This is a genomic window from Sorangium aterium (assembly GCF_028368935.1).
GTDB lineage: Bacteria > Myxococcota_A > Polyangia > Polyangiales > Polyangiaceae > Sorangium > Sorangium atrum.
The window spans coordinates 1,385,482-1,404,894 of record NZ_JAQNDK010000001.1; the positions used below are offsets into that span (position 1 = coordinate 1,385,482).

At 71.3% G+C, this 19,413-nt stretch carries 14 protein-coding genes; 2 read left to right on the plus strand and 12 right to left on the minus strand.

Annotation, left to right across the window (positions count from 1 at the left end; genetic code table 11):
* Positions 1 to 87: 87 nt before the first annotated feature.
* From POL72_RS05065 to POL72_RS05080, 4 genes are all read right to left on the minus strand, one after another.
* The gene (locus POL72_RS05065; RefSeq protein ID WP_272093872.1) at positions 88 to 3,120 is read right to left on the minus strand and encodes a patatin-like phospholipase family protein; all 3,033 of its coding nucleotides are present in this window, start codon (positions 3,118 to 3,120) and stop codon (positions 88 to 90) included.
* 205 nt (positions 3,121 to 3,325) lie between these two features.
* Positions 3,326 to 3,727 (minus strand): group II truncated hemoglobin, encoded by a 402-nt coding sequence (locus tag POL72_RS05070; RefSeq protein WP_012237604.1) that lies wholly within the window; start codon positions 3,725 to 3,727, stop codon positions 3,326 to 3,328.
* Positions 3,728 to 3,774: 47 nt separating this feature from the next.
* On the minus strand, positions 3,775 to 5,313 hold the full coding sequence (locus tag POL72_RS05075) for an FAD-dependent monooxygenase (protein WP_272093873.1): 1,539 nt from the start codon (positions 5,311 to 5,313) through the stop codon (positions 3,775 to 3,777).
* Positions 5,314 to 5,399: 86 nt separating this feature from the next.
* Positions 5,400 to 6,047: a TetR/AcrR family transcriptional regulator gene (locus tag POL72_RS05080; RefSeq protein WP_272093874.1), complete on the minus strand. Its 648-nt coding sequence runs from the start codon at positions 6,045 to 6,047 to the stop codon at positions 5,400 to 5,402.
* Between the two features lie 364 nt (positions 6,048 to 6,411).
* Between POL72_RS05080 and POL72_RS05085 the strand changes: the two genes are divergently transcribed.
* A complete protein-coding gene (locus POL72_RS05085) occupies positions 6,412 to 8,088 on the plus strand; it encodes a hypothetical protein (protein WP_272093875.1) in 1,677 nt (558 codons plus the stop codon).
* A gap of 131 nt (positions 8,089 to 8,219) precedes the next feature.
* On the opposite strand, the gene POL72_RS05090 is transcribed toward POL72_RS05085, so the two are convergent.
* The 3 genes from POL72_RS05090 to POL72_RS05100 all read right to left on the minus strand — a co-directional run bounded on the left by POL72_RS05090 (position 8,220) and on the right by POL72_RS05100 (position 10,818).
* Positions 8,220 to 8,756, minus strand: a complete 537-nt coding sequence (locus tag POL72_RS05090; RefSeq protein ID WP_272093876.1) for a chlorite dismutase family protein — start codon at positions 8,754 to 8,756, stop codon at positions 8,220 to 8,222.
* Positions 8,757 to 8,989: 233 nt separating this feature from the next.
* Entirely contained in the window at positions 8,990 to 10,009 is a 1,020-nt protein-coding gene (locus POL72_RS05095; RefSeq protein ID WP_272093877.1) for an S-adenosylmethionine:tRNA ribosyltransferase-isomerase, read from the minus strand.
* Positions 10,006 to 10,818 carry an SDR family NAD(P)-dependent oxidoreductase gene (locus tag POL72_RS05100; protein WP_272093878.1) on the minus strand — a complete coding sequence of 271 codons (813 nt, stop codon included), beginning with the start codon at positions 10,816 to 10,818 and terminating at the stop codon, positions 10,006 to 10,008. Before POL72_RS05100 ends, POL72_RS05095 begins: the two co-directional genes overlap by 4 nt.
* Before the next feature lie 90 nt (positions 10,819 to 10,908).
* Between POL72_RS05100 and POL72_RS05105 the strand changes: the two genes are divergently transcribed.
* Positions 10,909 to 11,469 (plus strand): XRE family transcriptional regulator, encoded by a 561-nt coding sequence (locus POL72_RS05105; protein WP_272093879.1) that lies wholly within the window; start codon positions 10,909 to 10,911, stop codon positions 11,467 to 11,469.
* 118 nt (positions 11,470 to 11,587) lie between these two features.
* Here POL72_RS05105 and POL72_RS05110 read toward each other — a convergent pair whose 3' ends face one another.
* The 5 genes from POL72_RS05110 to POL72_RS05130 all read right to left on the minus strand — a co-directional run bounded on the left by POL72_RS05110 (position 11,588) and on the right by POL72_RS05130 (position 19,354).
* Positions 11,588 to 13,768 carry a family 1 glycosylhydrolase gene (locus POL72_RS05110; protein WP_272093880.1) on the minus strand — a complete coding sequence of 727 codons (2,181 nt, stop codon included), beginning with the start codon at positions 13,766 to 13,768 and terminating at the stop codon, positions 11,588 to 11,590.
* A 91-nt stretch (positions 13,769 to 13,859) separates the two neighbouring features.
* Positions 13,860 to 15,788: a glycoside hydrolase family 2 protein gene (locus POL72_RS05115; protein ID WP_272093881.1), complete on the minus strand. Its 1,929-nt coding sequence runs from the start codon at positions 15,786 to 15,788 to the stop codon at positions 13,860 to 13,862.
* Between the two features lie 8 nt (positions 15,789 to 15,796).
* Positions 15,797 to 16,921 carry a UDP-galactopyranose mutase gene (gene glf, locus POL72_RS05120; protein ID WP_272093882.1) on the minus strand — a complete coding sequence of 375 codons (1,125 nt, stop codon included), beginning with the start codon at positions 16,919 to 16,921 and terminating at the stop codon, positions 15,797 to 15,799.
* On the minus strand, positions 16,906 to 18,060 hold the full coding sequence (locus POL72_RS05125; RefSeq protein ID WP_272093883.1) for a glycosyltransferase family 1 protein: 1,155 nt from the start codon (positions 18,058 to 18,060) through the stop codon (positions 16,906 to 16,908). Before POL72_RS05125 ends, glf begins: the two co-directional genes overlap by 16 nt.
* Positions 18,061 to 18,763: 703 nt before the next feature.
* Positions 18,764 to 19,354 (minus strand): LOG family protein, encoded by a 591-nt coding sequence (locus POL72_RS05130; RefSeq protein WP_272093884.1) that lies wholly within the window; start codon positions 19,352 to 19,354, stop codon positions 18,764 to 18,766.
* Positions 19,355 to 19,413 lie beyond the last annotated feature (59 nt).

Genomic DNA, 19,413 nt, shown 5'->3' on the forward strand with positions numbered 1-19,413 from the left:
CGACGCATCCACGCCTACGCGATGCGTCCACGCCGCGCAGCTCCAGGGGCCATCGAGCGCGCCGGCCACGGCCAACGCTCGCCGCGCTCAAGCCGGAGCGACGCGGCCAGCGACGTCGCCGGGTCCGACGGCGCGGGGCTCGGGGCGAAGATCCTCCACGGTGCTCGCCCATATTTTGCCCGCGCTCGTCGTCACGTCGTCCAGCGTGCACACGACCTCGCGAGCGAGCGCCTCGCCGAGCAGCCGGTACGCCTCGAACTGGGCTTCGTCGAAGAACTGATCCGCGGTCGTCTGGTGTGGGAACTCGGGGTAAGACTCCGCGTAACGCTGGACGTCGAGCGGCAGTCCGGGCAAGAGGCCAGCCTTCACGTAGACCACCGTGACCTCCTTGGCCGGCTCGGTCATCGCGCCCGGATCCCGCTTGAACTTCCCCACCAGGATCGGCGTGCGTGGGGTGCGCTGCTCCCAGGCGCCTCGCGGATCCTTCGGGCGAACGCGCTCCAGGTCCTCGCGCTTCAGCTCGAAGTCGAGCCCGCGGTCCACGCGCAGGATCCGCGCCGCCTTCGCGAGCTCGTCGCACGTCCACTCGGGATCGGCGCCGGCGTCGATGCACAGGATGAGCTCGCACTCCCGCTCGACGAGCGTGGTCAGTCCCAGGTTGTCGTGGTGACCGCCGTCGGAGACGAAGACCAGCGTGTCGCTCTCCTTGTTCCGCGCGAAGATCTCTTTGACGTGATAGGCGCTCCAGAAGTGCGCCCACCGCCGGAAGAGCACGAGCTGCTTGCCGGCGCGCCTCGCAAAGCGCGGGTTCCGGACCCAGACCCCGAGACCGCAGTTGAGCAGGGTGAGGACGACGCGCGCCCACCGCGGGATCAGCGTGCCGCCCTGGCTGTTCACGGCTGCAGCGCTGATGGCGATCGAATGGGCCAGGGTGAGCGCGTCGCCATAGGCCTCGGCCGGCCCCCACCCGGTCGCGGGCCCGCCGACGGCGTAGGGGCTGAATTCGAACCGCGCGGTGCCCCGTTTGTAGAGGACCGGGTCGTCCGAACCGGGGGTGTTGACCGTGGCGGTCACGACGTGGAGCGGCGCGCCGCGGTGCGGCCCGCCCAGGTTCCAGGGCGCCGGGTCCGCCGCGTACGTCCTCTCGACGCGCGGCTTGTTTGAGGGCCTCAACGCGGCGAGCGGCCAGGCAGAAGGCGAATCGCTGGCCGCTCGGTCGGAGTCGCCAGGCAGCGACAGGTATGCACGGCGGATCTGGTTGCCCCAGAACCTGTTGATGCCCGCGTAGTTCCTCGACGTCAGGAAGCTGAGCCCGATGAACACCAGGCAGAGCGTCGCCCCGAACGTCAGCTCGACGACCTTCATCGGGTCCTGCTGGACAGGCACATGGACGAGCCCATCGATCGACCGAGCGAACTCGATCGGCGCGAAGAGCAGCCACTGAAGCATGCTCGCCCATGCCGACGTGACGCCCTTCACGACATCGTAGAGATCCGTGAACCTGAGCGCGAACACCTGTCCGCTGACGACGACCCCGATGACCGCGAGGAGCTGCTCGCGTTTCAGGCGACTCAGCAGGACAGCGAGCGCGACGGCCAGGGCAGCGCACAGCGCGAGGAGGGTGAGCAGGGGATCGGCCCGCAGCGCGAGCAGAGAGCCCCACGTGAGCACCACGAGCAGCGCCGCGCGAGCGGCGAGCCAGGTCCCCGCCTCGTGGACGGACGGCCACGAGAAGAGGATCCCGAGATACATGACGAGCAGGGCGGCGAGAAGGACACCCCCTACCAACGCCACGACGAACACGAGGAGGTCGAGCACCGGGAGATCTTTCGCGATCGCGCCAGGCAACGTGCCCGGGTCCACGGAGGCCGTGGTGAAGAAGAGGGATCGCGCCCCGTCAAGGTGGCAGACGACCGTGGTCACGCCGTACTCGACCACGCGCGCGAGGAACGCCTTCGGCGACCTCGCGCTCGAGTGGTGGAGGAACACGAGGGCCGCGAACCCGGCGGTGAGGAGCGACAGCGCATTGGCGATCGCGCCGACGAAGATCATGATGAGCGGCTGGAGCGTGTTGGCGGTGAGGCCGATTCCGCCGGGGATGAGGTAATCGCCTCGCAGGCGGATCCTGTCGAGGAGGCGGTTCCATGAGGCGGCTTCCAGCGGGTCGAAGCGGCGCTCGCGCTCGGCGTCCCCCTTCGGGCGAGGGCCGGACGTCCGGGCCGTGAGCGCGCCCCCCGCCCAGCCGCCGCCGGACACGGAGCTCATGTAATCGACGTACCTCAGGATCACCTCACCGCTCTTCGTCGGGATCGTGGCCAGCCCTTTCAGGAAGCCGAGGCAGATGGTCGCCGAGCGGATGCCTCCGCCGGAGAGCGATAGCCCGATGACGTGCGCGCCGCGCGGATCGCCGTCGCCCGCGGCCTCGTGCTTCAGGTTCGCCGCGCGGCGCCGCGCCTGGATCCACTCGGCCTCGAGCGCGCGAAGCCGACCGATGTCGGGGTACACGGCCTCGTCCCTCGAGGGCCTCTCGGAGGACTCCCACGACTGCAGGATCGTCAGCAGCGTGCCGAGGATCAGCATGAGGAAGACGATGAACGAGCAACCCGCCTTGTAGAGCAGGTTGGTGTGCTCGTTCCCGTGGACCGCGTACCACAGCGCCACCCCCCATACGGTGAGGAACGTGCTGACCAGCAGACCGACGGCGATCAAGAGCCCGCCGCGGCTCATGCGCTTGAGCCGGCTCGAGCCCGCTGCTGGGGGTGGATCCTGCAGCGGGCGCCGGAAGAAGCCCCACAGGACAAACGCCTGAGGCGCCATGGACAGCAAGAAGACCAAGGTGATCGGGACCGCGTGCGCCGCGGCGCTGGCGAGCGCGCCGCGCTGCTCGATGACCGGAGTGACGAGCTTCGGCGGCACTCTGAAAAGCACCGCCGCGACGATCAGGCAATAGGGCACCAGGAGCCGCCGAACGCGCGGATGCAGCTCGCCAAGGAAGCGCCTTAGCCATGGCCACGGGCTGCGCTGCCCGTTTCGCGGCCCCTGCCGATCCGGCGCATCACCGACGCGGGCGCTCCCTTGCCGCAGCGCGCGCCCTCCGTCCGGCGGAGTGGGCTTGGTCATCGGGTGCTCGTCGAGTTGGGACATCGTTCCCCGCACGGGTTCCAGGCGTCGCAGGCCTGCCTGGCGCAGCGGATCCCCGTGCGCCGACGGCAGGCGTCTCGCGCGACCTCACGAGAGCGGACGACGTATCGTACGGAAAATTGGGGAGCGATGGGGGCGTCGAGACGCGCGCGGCCCCGCGCGCCGCGCCGGGCGGCGCTTCCCGTCAGCCTGGACGGTTTCGCATGAAGTCCGCCACCTCGGCGAAGCGCTGGTCGAGGAAGGCGCGGAGGGGCGCGGGCACGTCGAGCTCGGCCATGGCGGCCCGCATGCAGCGCATCCAGGCGTCGCGCATCGCCACGTCGACCGGGACGCGGGCGTGGCGCATCCGCAGCCGCGGGTGGCCGTGCGCCGCGATGTAGTCCTGCGGCCCGCCCAGCCAGCCGATCAGGAAGAGCGCGAATCGATCGCGGCTCTCGCGGGCGACCTGGCCGCCCTCGTCGCAGACGTGGAGGCGCGCGAGCGCCGGCTCGTCGCGGCCCATGAGGTCGTAGAAGCGCTCGACGAGCCGGCGCACCGCCGGCTCGCCGCCCAGCAGATCGAAAGGGGTCTCGGACGGCTCGGCCATGGGCGATGCCCTCTACCGGATCTGCGCCGGCGCTGCACGCCGCCGGCTCAAGCCGCGACCGAGCTGCCGCAGGCCGCGCCGAACCACGCGGTGAGCGCGCGGCGCAGCCGGCGGTGGGCGGAGGCCTCGGGCTCGCCTGCCGCGGCCGCCCAGGCCACGTAGCCGTCGGGGCGAATCAGCATCGCCTCCGCCGGGCGCGGCAGCGCTGCGCAGCGCGCGCTCACGACGTCCACGCGATCGCCCCAGGGCGCAGCCACGCCGCCGAGCGCGGCGCCGCCGGTCAGATCCAGCAGCACGCCCCTGGCCCCGTGCATGAGCTGCGCGACCCGCGTCTCCCCCTTCTGCGTCGTCAGCGGGACGTCCGGCGCCCATCGCCCGAGCAGCGGATGCTGCTCGCCGGGCTCGGTCGGCATCTCGTAACGGACGTCGGCCGCGTCCAGCATCTCGACGACATACCGCAGGCTCTCCTCGTGCTTGAGCAGCTCGCCGACCAGCTCGCGCAGCGCGGCGACGCGCTCGTCCCGCATCATCAGCGCGCCCTGCGCCCGGGTGTGCATGATCACGCGTTTGCCCTCGGGGTGCCGCTCCGCGTGGTAGGTGTCGAGGAGCCCCGACGGCGCCCAGCCGCGGACCTCCGCGGCCAGCTTCCAGCCGAGGTTCACCGCGTCCTGCAATCCGGTGGTGAGGCCTGGCCCGCCGGCGGGGAGATGGATGTGCGCCGCGTCGCCCACGAGCAGCACGCGGCCCGCGCGGTACGTATCCGCCTGCCGGCTGGCGTCGGTGAACCGAGACAACCACCGCACCTCGCGGACGGGCAGATCCTCGCCGAGCGCCGCGCGAACGCTGGCCTGCAGCTCGTCGAGCGTCATCGGCGCGTCGCGATCGAAGTCCTGCGGATACGGCTCCGAGGTGACCACGCGAAACACGCCCGCTCCCAGGGGAACCAGGGCGATCCCGCCGAGCCCGAAGCGAACGCGGCGACCACCGGAGAGGACGAGGTGCCCGTCCTCCGTCGCGCCCTCGGCCAGCGTGACGTCGGCGAGGCGCAGGAGCCGAGAGGGCGGGAGACCAGGGAAGCCGATCCCGGACAGCTTGCGCACCGCGCTGCGGCCGCCGTCACACCCCACCACGAAGCGCGCTCGAAGCGGGTAGCCGCCGTCCGGGCCTCGGACGGCGACGGTCGCGCCCTCCCCGTCCTGATCCAGCCCGATGAGCTCGTGACCTCGACGGATCTCCGTCGTCAGCTCGCGCGCCCGCTCCTCCAGCAGCGCCTCTATGCGCGCCTGATGGATGCTCAGGAAGCGCCTGGAGACGCGCGCGTCGTCGCCGCCGAGGGCCAGCGGGATCCCGCCGAAGTGCACGAAGCGCGTCATTTCTGCGGCGCTCTGCTCCGCGCGAAAGCGATCGAGAAGGCCCCTGTGGTCGAGGATCTCCACGGCGCGCCCGCCGAGGCCGAGCGCCTTGGAGAGCCCCGTGGGCTCGGGCAACCGCTCCAGCACGACGGGGCGCACGCCGGCCAGCCGCAGCTCGCAGGCCAGCATCAAGCCGGTCGGACCGCCGCCCACGATGACGACATCGACGTTCATACGCGCTCTCCTTGTTGAGAAACGATCGATTGACAACGATTGATCAGCGACTACCTGCGGGCGACGGCGGATCAACGAGGCTCACGTCACGTGGTCTCTCCGGCGCCCGCGCGGCCGCCCCACCCAGGCGTGGTCACGCCATCCAGCACGAGGCTCACGGTCTGCTCGCCGAGGCGCGCGGCGAGCTCGAGATCGCACGAGAGGCGCGCCCGAAGGTCCGAGAAGCGCGGCCCGAAGATGCCGATCCCGGCCAGCGCCCCGACGACGGTGCAATAAAGGAGCTCGAAATCGCAGTCTTGCCGGAACACCCCGCTGGCTTGACCTCGCTCGTAGAGATCGCGCAGCTGCGATGGCAGCATCGCGAGCGTCGCGGGCGGCGCGGCCTGCCAGCCGCTCATCGCCTCGTGCATCGCGAGCGGCATGCACAGCGGGCGCGAGAGGAGCAGCCGGAAGAACATCGTGAACGCGCGCCAGAGCCCCTCGCGCGGCTCGAGCGCCGCCGACGCCTCGAGCGCCGGCCGCCACCCCTCGATGAGGCCGGACCACTGGTCCTCGAGGACCGCGCGGTAGAGGCCATCTTTGCTCCCGAAGTGATGGTAGATCATGCGCTCGTTGACCCGGGCGCGTCGCACGATGGCGTGCACGCGGGCCCCCTCGGGCCCATGCCGCGCGAACTCCTCGGCGGCGGCGTCGAGGAGCGCCCGCCGCGTCTCCTTTTTCTCGTCTGCCGGCATCAGGTAAATGTTTATTTACTCATGAACGGGCGGCGGTCAAGGGCGCGATCCGGCCGCGTCCCCTCTCGAGGGGACGAGGCGCCCGGCGCGAGCTCTTCCATCTCGGCCTCGGCGGTCGGGCCCGCGTTGGGTCCATGCCTCCCGGGCGGCTGGGTCCTCTTCCGCTGTGGCCCGATGTGGGCTCAACCGGCCGCCTCCAGCACGGCGCACCGGACGCGGAGCTCGGCCCCGCGGACAACGCGCGATCGAGCGGCGCCAGACTTCACCGATTCGACTCGTCAGAGAAAACCGGCGATTCCTTGGGCCTCTTGCTGTAGGCTCGGCCCCAGGTCAGGTCTGGCCCCTGGCCAATGTGCTTGTTGGCATGAACCAGAAAACGACATTCCTCCCTGCGTTGGTGCTCGCTGCGGGCACGCTCACGGTGAACCTGACAGGCTGCGAGCTCATCGTCGCCGTCGATCGCAGCCGGATCTCCGACACGGGCGGCGCTGGCGGCGCCGGCGGGACCGGTGGCTCCGGAGGCGGCACGACGACGAGCAGCAGCGCCAGCTCGTCGTCAGGCACCGGCGGCTCGGGCGGCAACGGCGGCTCGGATGGCAACGGCGGCTCGGGCGGCAACGGCGGCTCGGAAGGCACCGGCGGCTTGGATGGCAACGGCGGCTCGGGCGGCACCGGCGGCTCGGAAGGCACCGGCGGCTCGGACGGCACTGGTGGCGCAATGGCATGCCCCGGCGGCGCGACACCGTGCGACACGATCGGCGATTGCCCGGCCCCGGCCACGGAGTGCGTGAAGGCCACGTGCGAAGCGCGGTGCTGCGGCACGACCAACGTGCCCGACGGCACCGTCACGACGGCGGGCCAGGCGGCGGGGGACTGCAAGCAGCAGGTCTGCGACGGCAGAGGCGGCACGACGTCGATCCGCGACGACACCGACAAGCCGGCCGACGACGAATGCAACGTCGGCACGTGCCCGGGCGGCGCTCCGGGCAGCTCACCGAAGACCGCTGGCACGAGGTGCACCACCGGCGGCAAGGTCTGCGACGGTAGCGGCGCCTGCGTCGGCTGCCTCTCGGGCACCGACTGCACCGCGCCCCAGATCTGCGATCCGGGGGGCACGCACGCGTGCGTCAACGTGTCGTGCACCGACGGCCTGCAGAACGGCGGCGAGACCGACGTCGACTGCGGCGGCATCGACGACGGCTCCGGCTGCGCGCCCTGCGCCGACGACCTGGAGTGCGCGCTCGGTTCGGACTGCGCGAGCGGCTACTGCAACACGGCCGGCAGGTGCGCGACGCCCGGCTGCATGGACACCGACCAGAACGGCAACGAGACCGACGTCGACTGCGGCGGCGCCTCCTTCCAGGGCGCTCCGGCCTGCGACAAGTGCGGTGTCGGGAAGACGTGCGGCGTCGCGGACGACTGCACAACGGGCATCTGCAGCGGCGGCACCTGCGCGGCCAGGCCGGACGGCGCGCCCTGCGTGACCAACGCCGAGTGCTCCAGCGCGCGCTGCGTTGACTCCGTCTGCTGCGACACGGCGTGCACCGGCGCCTGCCAGGCGTGCTCCGCGGCCAAGAAGCTCAGCGGCGTCGACGGCGCCTGCGGCTACATCGCGGCCGGCGGCGATCCGGACGACGAGTGCCCGGACGCGGGCGCGGCGTCGTGCGGAACCAACGGGTTCTGCGACGGTACAGGCGCCTGCCAGCGCTACGCAGCGGGCACGGTGGTGCCGTCCGTGCAGACACCGGGCGATTGCCAGCAGCTCGTGTGCAACGGCGCCGGCGGCATCACGCCGGACGAAGACGTCAACGATGTCCCGGTGTCAGCGACCGTCTGCTTGATGGACGCCGCGTGCACGGGCACGCCGGCCACGCCGAGCTTCACGATGGCGCCGGCGGGCACCGACTGCACCCCCGACGGCCTGCCCGGCAGGACGGTGTGCGGCGGCGGGCTCGCGGCAGGCACGTGCGTCGAGTGCAACGACGACTCGAGCTGCACCTCGCCCGCCACGTGCAACACGACGACGAACGCCTGCGAGTGATCGCGACAGCGTGGAGGGCGCCCGGGGCGACCTGGGCGCCTTCTTCGTTTTGTCGGCGCGCTCGGGGTGCAGCAGACCTCGAGGCGAGAACGATCGCAAAGACCGGTCGGCCGTCGCGAGCCGACTCCGTACTATGCGCGCGACAGGCGCACCTCGACCTCCCGCTCCACGTAGGCCCACTCCTCCGTCTCGCGCAGCCTGCCCACGAGCTCGTCGAAGGCGCCGGCGTCGCCCTCGGCGAACTCGAACCAGGTCAGGAAGTCGAACGGGCCGCCGAGGTCCCGGCTGTGGTAGAGCCGCCTTGCGACGGCCGGCAGGTAGTCGAGGCCAATCTTGATATGGCGCGACCGCGCCTCGAAGATGGCCCGCCGCTCGTCCTGCGCGAGCGCCCACCACGCCTTCGATTTTCTGAGCGGGATCAGCGCCGCCTGCGCGCTCGACGCCCGGCCGAGGTCTTCCTGAACGGCGATGAGGCGCCTTCTCTCCTCGAGCTCGACATAACGCTCGTTGCTCCTCACGCCGCTCAGCACCCAGGCCGCCTCCGGCGGCGCGACGAAGGTGCTCCCCTCGATGCGCTGCAGCCGCGGCGCCGCGGGTAACCCCTCGCCTCGCACCGTGATCATCCGCTCGACCCGCCACTCCCCGGCGGAACCCGCGACGAAACTCACCCGAACAGGACTTCCTTCCATGGCTCGCTCCGAGACGACGGCAATGCCGGACGAACGCCATTGCCGCCGACGGCGGGGCGGCCCGACCACACGCCCTCTCGGCACGAGAGCGCGCCGGGAAGGCAGCTGCGGTCAGGCCCACCGCGCGGGTCGAGGCCGGCGCGCACCGCGATGACAGTGCGCGGACACGGGTTTCGCCGTCGTTTCCGCGCGATGATTTTCCGTCGCCCGGGTCAGCTCAGGACAAGATAGGAGTCGCCGAACTCGTGACAGAGATACCCTGCCTGCTCCGCGTGGGCGTTCGCGCGGTGGAGCAGCGAGGCCGGCGCGAAAGCCTCGAGGAGCCGGAAGTGGCTCTCGGTCGGATCGTGCACGCCGGTCAGGAGCCCGTCGACCACCCTCGGCCGGAAGCCGTGGTGAAGGATCAGATCGGTGATCCCCGGCCCGGCCCGCAGCTCACCCCCGTGCTGGGCGGCGCAGCCCTCGAGGGCGCGCGTCACCGTCGTGCCGACCGCGATGACGCGGCGCCCGCTCGCCTTGGCCTCACGCACCGCAGCCACCGTCTCTTCCGGGATGTCGAAGCGCTCCGGCAGCGGGAGCAAGGCGTCGAGCGCCGGATCGCCGGTCGACGAGATCCCCGCGGCGTGGGTGAGCGAGGCGATCCGGACGCCGCGGCGGATCAGCTCGAGCAAGAGCCCCCAGACGAGCGGCCGCCCGGCCGACGGGAGCTCGGCGCAGAGAGGCCGGCTCGCATAACGCGTCTGCGCATGCCAGATCTCGAGCGGGCCCGCGACGTACGCATACTGGATCGGGCGCCCCCTCCGGTAGAGCGCCGACCAGAGCGCGGCGCCCCGCTCCCGAAAGGCGATCTCCACGAGGCGCGCCGCGGTCCTCCGCTCGATCACGGCCGACAGATCGTCTCCGAACGTCACCGCGTCCCCCGGGCCCAGGGCGGGCGGCGCCGGGCGCTCCTCGGTGCGCGTGTGCCAGTCGCCGGCGCCGAACAGCAGGGCCGAATAGCGCCCCTCGGACAGCTCGCCGATGAGGCGGACCTCCACCTCCTCACCGCGCTCGGTCGCGCCGTGGAGCGAGGCCGGCAGCGTGGCGCCGTCGTTGACGACCAGGAGATCACCCGGCTCGAGGAGCGCGGGCAGATCGGCGATGCGCGCGTCGCGCAGGCGCCCCTCTCGCGGGTCCACGTGGAGGAGCCGCTCCTCCAGCGGGCTCTCGCGGGGCCACGTGGCGGGGCTCATGGCGCCTCCGGGAGCCGCGCGGCCTCTACGCGCGCGCCGCTCGGCACCTCGCCGGCGCGGCCGACGAGCCCGACGACGCGCCTCGCCACGTCCGCAGGATCGGCCAGCGTGCTCGGGTCGGCGTCGGGGATGGCCTCGGCGTGCATCCGCGTGTTCATCTCGCCCGGGTCCACCGCGTAGAACGAGACGCCCGTGCCCTCGAGCTCGGCGGCCCAGGTGCGGCTCAGGTGATCGAGCGCCGCCTTCGACGCGCCGTAGGCGCCCCACCGCGGATAGGCGTTCACCGACGCGTCCGAGCTGATGTGGACGACGACCCCGCGCCGCCGCAGCGCCATCGCGCCGGCGATCACCTTCGTCAGGCGGAACGGGCCGACCACGTTGACCTCGAGCACCCGCCCGAGATCCTCGCACTCGGTGTCGAGCAGGATCGGCAGCGGCGTCTTGCCGAGCGTGCTCGCGTTGTGGATGAGCAGGTCGATCGGCCCGACCAGCGCCGCCGCCGCGCCGGCGATCGCGTGCGTCTGGCCCTTGTCCCCGATGTCCGCCGCGAGCGCGTGCGCCTCCCCGCCCTGCGCGGCGATCTCGGCCGCGACGGCCTCGAGCGCCACGCGCTCGCGCGCCACCAGGACCACCTTCGCGCCCTGCCGGGCGAGCTCCCGGGCGAGCGCGGCGCCGAGCCCGCGGCTCGCCCCGGTGACCAGCGCCGCCCGCGGCGCGAACCGCTCGCCCCGCGCGGCGCGGGGGAGCGACGGACGGGAGCTCGCTCCGGCCTGGATCAGCGCCTCGCTTCCGGTCGATTCGTCGTTCATGGTGCCTTCCTCCTCGACACCAGCCTAATCCGCGCCGGTCCTCTTGTTGGAGCGCTCTCCAATCTCTTGGAAGAGTGCTAATCTCCGGTCATGGACCAGGACACGGAGCTCTCGGGGCGGCTCGCGAAGAACATCAAGCAGCTGCGCGAGGCGCGCGGGCTGACGCAGCAGCAGCTGGCCAAGCTCGCCGGCGTGCCCCGGGCGACCTGGGCGCACCTCGAGTCCGGCGCGGCGAACCCGACGCTCGGCGTGCTGCACCGGGCCGCCGCCGCGCTCCAGGTCTCCATCGAGGAGATGCTCTCCGCGCCCCGCGCCACGTGCCAGCTCTACGCGCGCGACACGCTCCCCACGCGCTCTCCCGGGCAGGCGTTCGTCCGCAAGCTCCTGCCGGACCCGATCCCGGGCATGGAGATGGATCGCATCGAGATCCCCCCGGGCGGGCGGATGACGGGCGTCCCGCACACCCCGGGCACCCGCGAGTACCTGACGTGCGAGTCGGGGGGGCTGCTGCTCGTGGTCGGGGGCGAGCGGTTCACGCTCGGCGCGGGCGACGTCGCGGTGTTCCGCGGCGATCAGCGCCACTCGTACAACAACCCCGGCAAGCAGCCGGCGGTCGGCTACTCGGTCGTGGTCCTCGCGCGCGTGGTCTGACGAGAGCGCTCGACGTCGGCGCTTCTTCGCCTGGAGAGCGCCGCGCACGCGAGCAGCGCGTACACCGCCCCTCCGCCGCCCCTCCGCCGCCCCTCCGATTGCGCCTCGCGGGCCAGCGCTATCCGGCCGCCAGCATCGGTTCCGCCCGGTGCCGGGCATAGTGCTCGATGGCCTCGGGCACGGACGGCAATGCGGCGCGGCGGCGGCTGTGGAGCCCTCCCTGGCGAGGCAGGTTGGCCCGGAGCCCGAGGGTGCGCGCGGGGCAGGCGTGCACCGCGCGCGACGGCAGGCCGAGCGCGTCGCACATCATCCTCGCCCAGGAGGCGAAGCTCAGGACCCCGTCGTTCGCAACGTGCCATACGCCCTCGGCCTGATCGATCGCGAGATCCAGGCACGCGTGCGCCAGGTGCGGCAGGTAGGTGGGCGACACGAAGAGATCGTCCGCGGCGCGGAAGGGCTCCCCGCGCTGCACGATCGACAGCGCGAGCGCGGCGAAGCTGCGCGCCTCGAGCGGCCCGAACAGGCTGCCCGTGCGGACGACCAGCGCGCCCGGCAGCGCGTCGAGCGCGCCCCTCTCCCCCAGCGCCTGCGCCTCGCCGCACGCGTTGATGGGCGCGACCGGGTCATCCTCGATGTACGGCTCGGGCTTGCTCCCGTCGAACACGAAGGCCGACGAGAACATCACCAGCCGCGCGCCGCGGCGCCGGCACGCCTCCGCCAGCAGGGTCGGCCCGACCACGTTGGCGCGGCGGCACGCCTCGATCTCGTCCTCGGCCTCGTGCACGCGCGTGTAGCCCGCCGCGTTGATCACGAGCCACGGGCCGACCTCCACGAGCGCGCGATCCACGGCCGACGCGTCGGCGATGTCGAGGTCGCTGCGCGCCATGGCCCGGACATGGAGGCCGCGCTCCTCGCACGCGCGCGTCAGCGCCGCGCCGCGCGCCCCGCCCGCGCCCGTGATCAGGATCGGGCGCTCGCGCGGCCTGTAGATGCCCCGCGCGGCGGAGCGCGGCGCCCCGTAGAGCAGCCGCTCGTCGCGGCCCCACCAGCCCGGAGCCCCGGCGAGCGGGTGCTCGCTCCGGCCGGTGGACGCGAGCTCCTTCGCGACCACCGCGAGCGCCGTGGGGCGCGGCGCGGGCCCCCGCACATCGAAGGCCCCCGGCTCGTAATGGCCGCGCGCCTGGGTGACCAGGCTGTCCCAGTCGTACGCGCCGAAGGCCGACCACAGCGTCACCGCCCGCACGTCGGCGCCCTCCGCGCGGGCCGCTTGCGCGCCCTCCCAGGCCTCGACCAGCCAGCGGATCTGCTCCTCCGGCGTGCACCCGAGGTGGACCTCGGTGATCGCGATGGGCGTCATGTACCGCTGCCACACCTCGCGCAGCGCGTCGCGGTGTCCGAGGATCCCCTCCTCCCGCACGCGCACCGCCTCCACGTCGGCGTACGCATCGCGCCCGTTCCCGCCGTGCGTCCAGGAGGGGTAAAGCTCGAGGCGGTGATCGAGGAACCGTTCGCTCGTCAGGTAATAGTTCACGCCGATCACGTCCGGCGGGCACGGCTCCGCCGCGAGCTGCGCGAGCTCCTCCTCGGTCGCGCCGCAGTCGAGGAGGTGCCGGTGGAGGGGGTGCGCGGCGCCCACGCGCCCGCACAGGAGATCGAGGCTCAGCCAACGCCGGTGGTTCTCGAACGCGGCCTGGTACGCGAGCCTGGGCGTGCTGGCGGTCGCGCCGAAATCCTCCGTCTGCACGAGCCGCGCGTCCGGGCGCGCGCGCCGGATCGCGTGCATCGCGGCCGCAGTGGCGCGCGTCTCCACGAGCAGCGCGCGCAGGAACGAGGCCGAGTCCCGGCGGTGCGGGTACCAGTGTCCGTAGAGCGCGCTGAAGCGCGCGGTCGTGAGCGGCTCGTTGACCGGCGTGAAATCGCGCACCCACGGGTAGCGCTCCGCCACCGCGCCGGCGAACTCCGCGAGGCCGCTCGCGAAGCTGTCCTCCATCAGGCTCGTCCACGGCGGCCCGCTGCCGTGGTGCACGAGCCCGACGATCACGTCGACGCCGAGCTCTCTCAGCCGGTGGAGCCGCTGGTCTGCCCAGGAAAAATCGGCGCTCCGCAGGCCGCTCGGCGCCGTGCGCTCCCAGAGGACGGGATACCGGACGGCCCTCATGCCGAGCCCCGCGAGCAGGTCGAGGTCGGCGATGCGCTCGTGGTGGCCCGTGCGCTCCAGCTGGTCGAAGTACCGGTCGCCGACGCGGTTGATCGTGCACTCGACGCCGCCCCAGAGCGCGATCCCTGCGCCGTCTCTCATGAGGCGAGCCCCCCGCCAGCACCGTCGCCCGTCGGTCCGGCGCGCGCCCGTAGGCCTCCACGACGGCCCGCCCCACCCTGCCCGCGCGCCGTCATCGCGGCGCGCCCATGTCCGCGAACCCGGGCATGTCCGCCAGCGCCGGCATGTCCGCCATCCCCCCGTCGATCGACGCCGAGGGCGCCTCGTTCGGGCCGAGCAGCGAGATCCCCTGCGTCGCCGCCGCGATGCTGTGCAGCGGGAACTTCGGCGTGCGGTCGGCGTACAGGAGGCCGTTCGCCTCCTGGTACGTGTCGGCGAACTGCGTGTAACAGAAGCCGGCCAGGAGCTCGAGGGAGTTGATCACCTTCATGAGCGCCGTGTAGCGCTCGGCGAGCTCCTCCGGGGTCCTGCACGCCGAGTACCCCCACGTGCCGCTCTCGCCGCTCACGGGCGCGACCGCGATCCCGCCGAACTCCGACAGCACGATCGCGGTCTCGTGGCTGACGGACGGATCGAGCACGAGGGCGCGGCCCCCGGGCCTCTCCCGCTTCAGCAGCTTGGGCACCACGTCGTGCGCAAAGTAGCGGCCAGCGATGCGCTCGGGCGACGGATCGTAGTCGTGGATCCCGATGATGTCGGTCGCCACGCTCTCCCACCCGTCGTTGCCGATGACCGGCCTCGTGTAGTCCATCGATCTCGTCAGGTGATAGAGCGCCTGCACGTAGTGCCTCTCGTTCGCGTTGTCGGGCAGGTTCGGGACGCCCCACGACTCGTTGATCGGCACCCACGCGACGATGCACGGGTGGCTGAGATCCCGCCGGATCGCCTCCAGCCACTGCCGCGCGAGCCGCTCGATCGACCTGCGCGTGTGGCGGTAGGCGCTCGGCATCTCCTCCCAGACGAGCAGGCCGAGCTTGTCGGCCCAGTACAGGTACCGCGGATCCTCGATCTTCTGGTGCTTCCTCGCGCCGTTGAAGCCCATCTGCTTCGTGAGCTCGACGTCGCGGCGCAGCGCCTCGTCGTCGGGGGCGGTCATCCCCGTCCCGTCCCAGTAGCCCTGGTCGAGCACCATCCGGAGCAGGTACGCCCGCCCGTTCAGGAGGAAGCGGTCGCCGCGGACGGCCACCGAGCGCAGCGCCGTGTAGCTCTTCACGCGGTCGATCACCATGCCGGCCTGATCGTAGAGGACGATGTCGGCGTCGATCAGCGTCGGGCGCTCGGGGCACCACAGGAGCTCGTTGCGGAAGTCGTCGATGCCCGGATCGGAGAGCGTGATGCGCCGGTGAACCTCCCCGGCCACGACCGTGTACTGATCGTTCGCGATCGTCATGTCGCCGATCCGCAGCCGCACCCCGACGCGCGCGCCCTCCACCGGCGCGTTGGCCACGTGGACCTCGACCGCGATCTCCCAGCGCTCGAGGTTCGGGGTCCACCTGAGGTAATCGACGTGCATGCGCGGCACGCGCTCGAGCCACACCGTCTGCCAGATCCCCGTCGTCCGCGGGTACCAGATGGAGTGAGGCTCGAGCTTCCAGTCCTGCTTGCCGCGAGGCTTCGCGAGCTCGTTCGGATCGTCGTACGCCTGCACCACGATCGTGACGCCCTCGCGCCCCTTGGCGTGCGCCGTGATGTCGATCTCGAACGGCGTGTAACCGCCCTCGTGATCACCGGCGAAGCTGCCGTCGATCCACACCCTGGCCAGGTAGTCCACGGCGCCGAAGTGCAGGATGAGCCGCTCGGACGCGTCCAGCTCCGGCACCTGGACCCGCCGTCGATACCAGCAGGCCTTGAAGAAGCCGGTGTTGCCGATCCCGCTCCGCGGCGTCTCCGGGGCGAACGGCACCTCGATCGTCCGGTCGAAGCGCGCGTCGGCCGGGGAGGACCACTCCGCCCGGGGGTCGAGCGCGAACTCCCAGGGCCCGTTCAGCGAGGTCCAGCCTTCTCGCCGGAGCAGAGGGCGCGGGTAACCTTGGCCGCCGCTGTCGGCCGTCGGCGGCACCGAACCTGGAATACCGATCTGTGCGAGGTGCTGTCGAGACATGGGTCTGTTCAGGCAGCGACGGTCACCGCCGCGCCGTCGAGCGTGGCTTCGCGGATCTGGTCGAAGGTGGCGAGGGCCTGACCGACGACCTGGTCCATGTTGTAGTACCGGTAGGTCGCGAGCCTCCCGACGAAGCGGACGTTCGGCGTGGCCTCGGCGAGGGCCTTGTACTTCCGGTACAGCTCCCCGTTCTCGGGCCGCGGCACCGGGTAATAGGGGTCGCCCTCGTCTCTCGGGAACTCGTACACGACGCTCGTCTTCGGGTGCTCTTGCCCCGTGAGGTACTTGAACTCCGTGATGCGGGTGTAGTCGTGCTCATTCGGGTAGTTGATGACCGCGTTCGGCTGGAAGACCTCCCTGTCGTGCGTATCGAACTTGAATTCGATTGATCGGTAGGGAAGCTTCCCGTAGCGGAAGTCGAAGAACGCGTCCACAGGCCCGGTATAGATCATCTCCCTGAAGCTCACCTCGTTCATGAACTCGCGATAGTCGGTGTTCAGGAGCACACGGATATTCTTGTGGTCGAGCATGTTCTCGAACATCCGCGTGTAGCCGCGCAGCGGCATCGCCTGGAACTCGTCCGTGAAGTACCGGGAATCGTGGTTCGTGCGCGCCGGCACGCGCGAGGCGACCGCGGCGTCGAGCTCCGACGGGTCGAGGCCCCACTGCTTCCGCGTGTAGTTGCGAAAGAACTTCTCATAGAGCTCCCGGCCCACCTTGCTGACGACCGCGTCCTCGGAGGTGCGGCAGTGCTTGATCGGCTCGGCGACGCGCGCGAAGAACGCCTCGACCTCGGCGGGCGAGTAGCTGGTTCCGTAGAGGGCGTTGACCGTATCCACGTTGATCGGGAACGGGACGAGCTTGCCGTCGACGTGCGCGAGCACGTGGTGCTCGTACGGGCGCCAGCCGGTGAACTGCGACAGGTAGCGGAAGATGCGCGGCGACGCCGTGTGGAAGATGTGGGGACCGTACTTGTGGATGAGGATCCCGGCGTCGTCGTAGCAGTCGTACGCGTTGCCGCCGATGTGAGGCCTCTTGTCGCACAGGAGGACCGACCGGTTCATCTGCGAGGCGAGGCGCTCCGCGAGCACGCTGCCAGCGAACCCGGCGCCGACGATCAGGTAGTCGAACACGGTACGTCCCCTCCCGTCCGGGCGGCCGATGGACGCTTGGATTGGAGTGTGTCGGCGATGAGCGTCGACATCGATCGCCATGTCCTGTCCCATGACGTCGCGCTCACCATCTCGTCCGCGATCGCGACGTGCTCCTCCCGCGGCCCAGAGAGCGCCGCATCGACCGCGGCCGTGAAGGTCGAGGCGTCGGCGATGTGGACCGCCTTCTTGTCGCCGTACGGCGTGACAACGTCACGGATGGCGGTGGAGACGACCGGCTTCCCCGCGGCGAGGTACTCGAGCGTCTTCGTCGGGCTGATGAACCGGGTCGCCTCGTTGAGCGCGAACGGCATGATGGCGACGTCCCAGCCGCGGAGATAGGCCGGGAGATCCTGATACGGTCTCTGGCCGAGCCAGTGGATGTTCGGCCGCCGGGGCAGCGTGGCGGGGTCGATCTTCACGACCGGCCCGAGCATCACGAGCTGGAAGTCGGGCCGCTCCTTGGCCACACGGGCGACGAGATCGATGTCGAGCCGCTCGTCGATGACGCCGAAGAACCCGAGGCGCGGCCTCGGGACGCCGCGCTGGTCGTCCGGCTCCGAGGTCTGCCCGCGCGCCTTCGCGAAGTGGGCCGCGTCGACGCTGCTCGGGAAGGCGTACACCGACGGGTGGTGGGCGCGCTTCGCCTCGTAGAGGCTCTGGCCGCCGGTGAACACGAGATCGGCCCGCGCGAACAGCTCGCGCTCCCGATCCCGGAGCAGCGGCGGGGCGCCCCGGAAGGCGGAAAGTTCATCCATGCAGTCGTAAACGACGAGCGATGGCTCCACGTCGGCGGCGATGGGCAGCGACATCGGCGTGTACAACCATAGGATCGGCTGCCGGATGTCCTGCTCCCGCACGAGAGAGTTGAGCAGGTGTCGCTGCTGCGCGAGGGCCTCCTCCGGCTCGGCGCGGCGGCGGAGGTGGGGGACGATGACGGTGAGATTGGCCTCGACGTGCCTCGCGTCGAGCCTCGGGGGCCCGTCCTCGAACATGGGCTCTTCGACGAAATAGACCCGCCTCTCCTGCGCGAAGCGACTCATCAAGTGGTTGGGTCGCTGGAAGACGAAGTTCCAGCGCAGGTGCGAGAAACAGAGGAGATCCGGCCCGGCCTGCTTCATCTTGTCTCCGATTTCTGTGATTGGGATCGTACCGCGCCAGGTCTTAGCAAGTTACGCGCCGGCGACGGGATGGAGCCATCGACCGTCACGTCGCGTCACGTCGCGACCGGGCGAGGTCACGGCCTTGAAAACTGCGCCAATCCGCTACATGACCCGCGCGGCGCGCCGAACAGCGAGGTGCTCTCGCCTGCGTTGTGCTCGGTGAGCGCGATACGGATGAACCTGTCACGGATGAGCAAGACGCGCCGCGTTCAGGCGTTTCCTGCTGGGGCCTCGCAAAAGCCGCAACTGGGCTGCACCCTGATAGGCGCCTCAGGAGGCGAGAACGGTTGTGGATGCAGGATGCTTGCCGGGGGCTCTCTCCGGCAGGGCGCTGTCCGCGCGTTCCGTGTCCGCGCGTCAGCGCGCGAGGCGAGAGAAGAAGGCTCGAATCGACGGAATGCACATCGCTCCTGGTCCCCGCAGAACCGCCGAGGCTGCGCGCCTGCCGAGGCGCAGCGGCCGGCACGCGGGCCAACGGCGGCAGAGATCGCTCCTGCTGACGCCGTGCGCTCGCAGCGAGAGCGACCGTCGGAACAGGGCCGCTCGTGGCCCGACGGGCGCCGCAGCGGCGGTCATGGCGCGCTCCTTGCTGCTTACTCGCCGACAGGGCGCCGCCTGCTAGGGCGGGCAGGAGGGTTCAGCCGGACCTCGAGCGATGGGCTTACCGTTCGCCGGGCGTCATCCACTTGGCCTCGGCGCTCGGGCGCCACGCGGCCAGCAGCTCCAGGAGGGCCGGCGCATCGTCGGCGACCTGCAGCACGGCGCGATGAGCCGGCTTCATGAACTGCTCGGCCACCACGTGATCGAGAAACGCGATGAGCGGGCGGTAATACCCCGCCACGTCGAGCAGCCCGACCGGCTTGTCCTGAGAGCCGAGCTGCGTCCAAGTCCACACCTCGAACAGCTCTTCCAGCGTCCCGACGCCCCCCGGCAGGGCGATGAACGCGTCCGCGAGGGCGGCCATCTCCGCCTTGCGCTGGTGCATCGTCTCGACCACGCGGAGCTCGGTCAGCCCGCGGTGCTCGATCTCCCGCTGGTTGAGGAACCCCGGGATGACGCCGATCACCTCACCGCCGCGCGCGAGCGCCGCGTCGGCGACCGCGCCCATGAGCCCGACGCGGCCACCCCCGTACACGAGCCCGATCCCTCTCGCCGCCAGGAGCTCACCGAGCCGCACGGCCGCCTCGCGGTAGGCCGGCGATACGCCGGGGTTCGACCCGCAGTAAACGCAGATCCTGGAGAGCGTTCTCATGGGCGCGAGCCTACGCCGGCAGGCGAGCTCGTCCAAGCGGGGATCGGTGGGCCAGCGCG

What these genes read in the sequence shown, in the direction of transcription:
- POL72_RS05080 (WP_272093874.1), bottom strand. Translation starts at nt 6,047, where the DNA reads ATGCCGGCAGACGAGAAAAAGGAGACGCGGCGGGCGCTCCTCGACGCC.
- POL72_RS05105 (WP_272093879.1), top strand. Translation starts at nt 10,909, where the DNA reads ATGGACCAGGACACGGAGCTCTCGGGGCGGCTCGCGAAGAACATCAAG.
- POL72_RS05130 (WP_272093884.1), bottom strand. Translation starts at nt 19,354, where the DNA reads ATGAGAACGCTCTCCAGGATCTGCGTTTACTGCGGGTCGAACCCCGGC.
- POL72_RS05085 (WP_272093875.1), top strand. Translation starts at nt 6,412, where the DNA reads ATGAACCAGAAAACGACATTCCTCCCTGCGTTGGTGCTCGCTGCGGGC.
- POL72_RS05070 (WP_012237604.1), bottom strand. Translation starts at nt 3,727, where the DNA reads ATGGCCGAGCCGTCCGAGACCCCTTTCGATCTGCTGGGCGGCGAGCCG.
- POL72_RS05115 (WP_272093881.1), bottom strand. Translation starts at nt 15,788, where the DNA reads ATGTCTCGACAGCACCTCGCACAGATCGGTATTCCAGGTTCGGTGCCG.
- POL72_RS05110 (WP_272093880.1), bottom strand. Translation starts at nt 13,768, where the DNA reads ATGAGAGACGGCGCAGGGATCGCGCTCTGGGGCGGCGTCGAGTGCACG.
- POL72_RS05125 (WP_272093883.1), bottom strand. Translation starts at nt 18,060, where the DNA reads ATGAAGCAGGCCGGGCCGGATCTCCTCTGTTTCTCGCACCTGCGCTGG.
- POL72_RS05065 (WP_272093872.1), bottom strand. Translation starts at nt 3,120, where the DNA reads ATGACCAAGCCCACTCCGCCGGACGGAGGGCGCGCGCTGCGGCAAGGG.
- POL72_RS05095 (WP_272093877.1), bottom strand. Translation starts at nt 10,009, where the DNA reads ATGAGCCCCGCCACGTGGCCCCGCGAGAGCCCGCTGGAGGAGCGGCTC.
- POL72_RS05075 (WP_272093873.1), bottom strand. Translation starts at nt 5,313, where the DNA reads ATGAACGTCGATGTCGTCATCGTGGGCGGCGGTCCGACCGGCTTGATG.
- POL72_RS05100 (WP_272093878.1), bottom strand. Translation starts at nt 10,818, where the DNA reads ATGAACGACGAATCGACCGGAAGCGAGGCGCTGATCCAGGCCGGAGCG.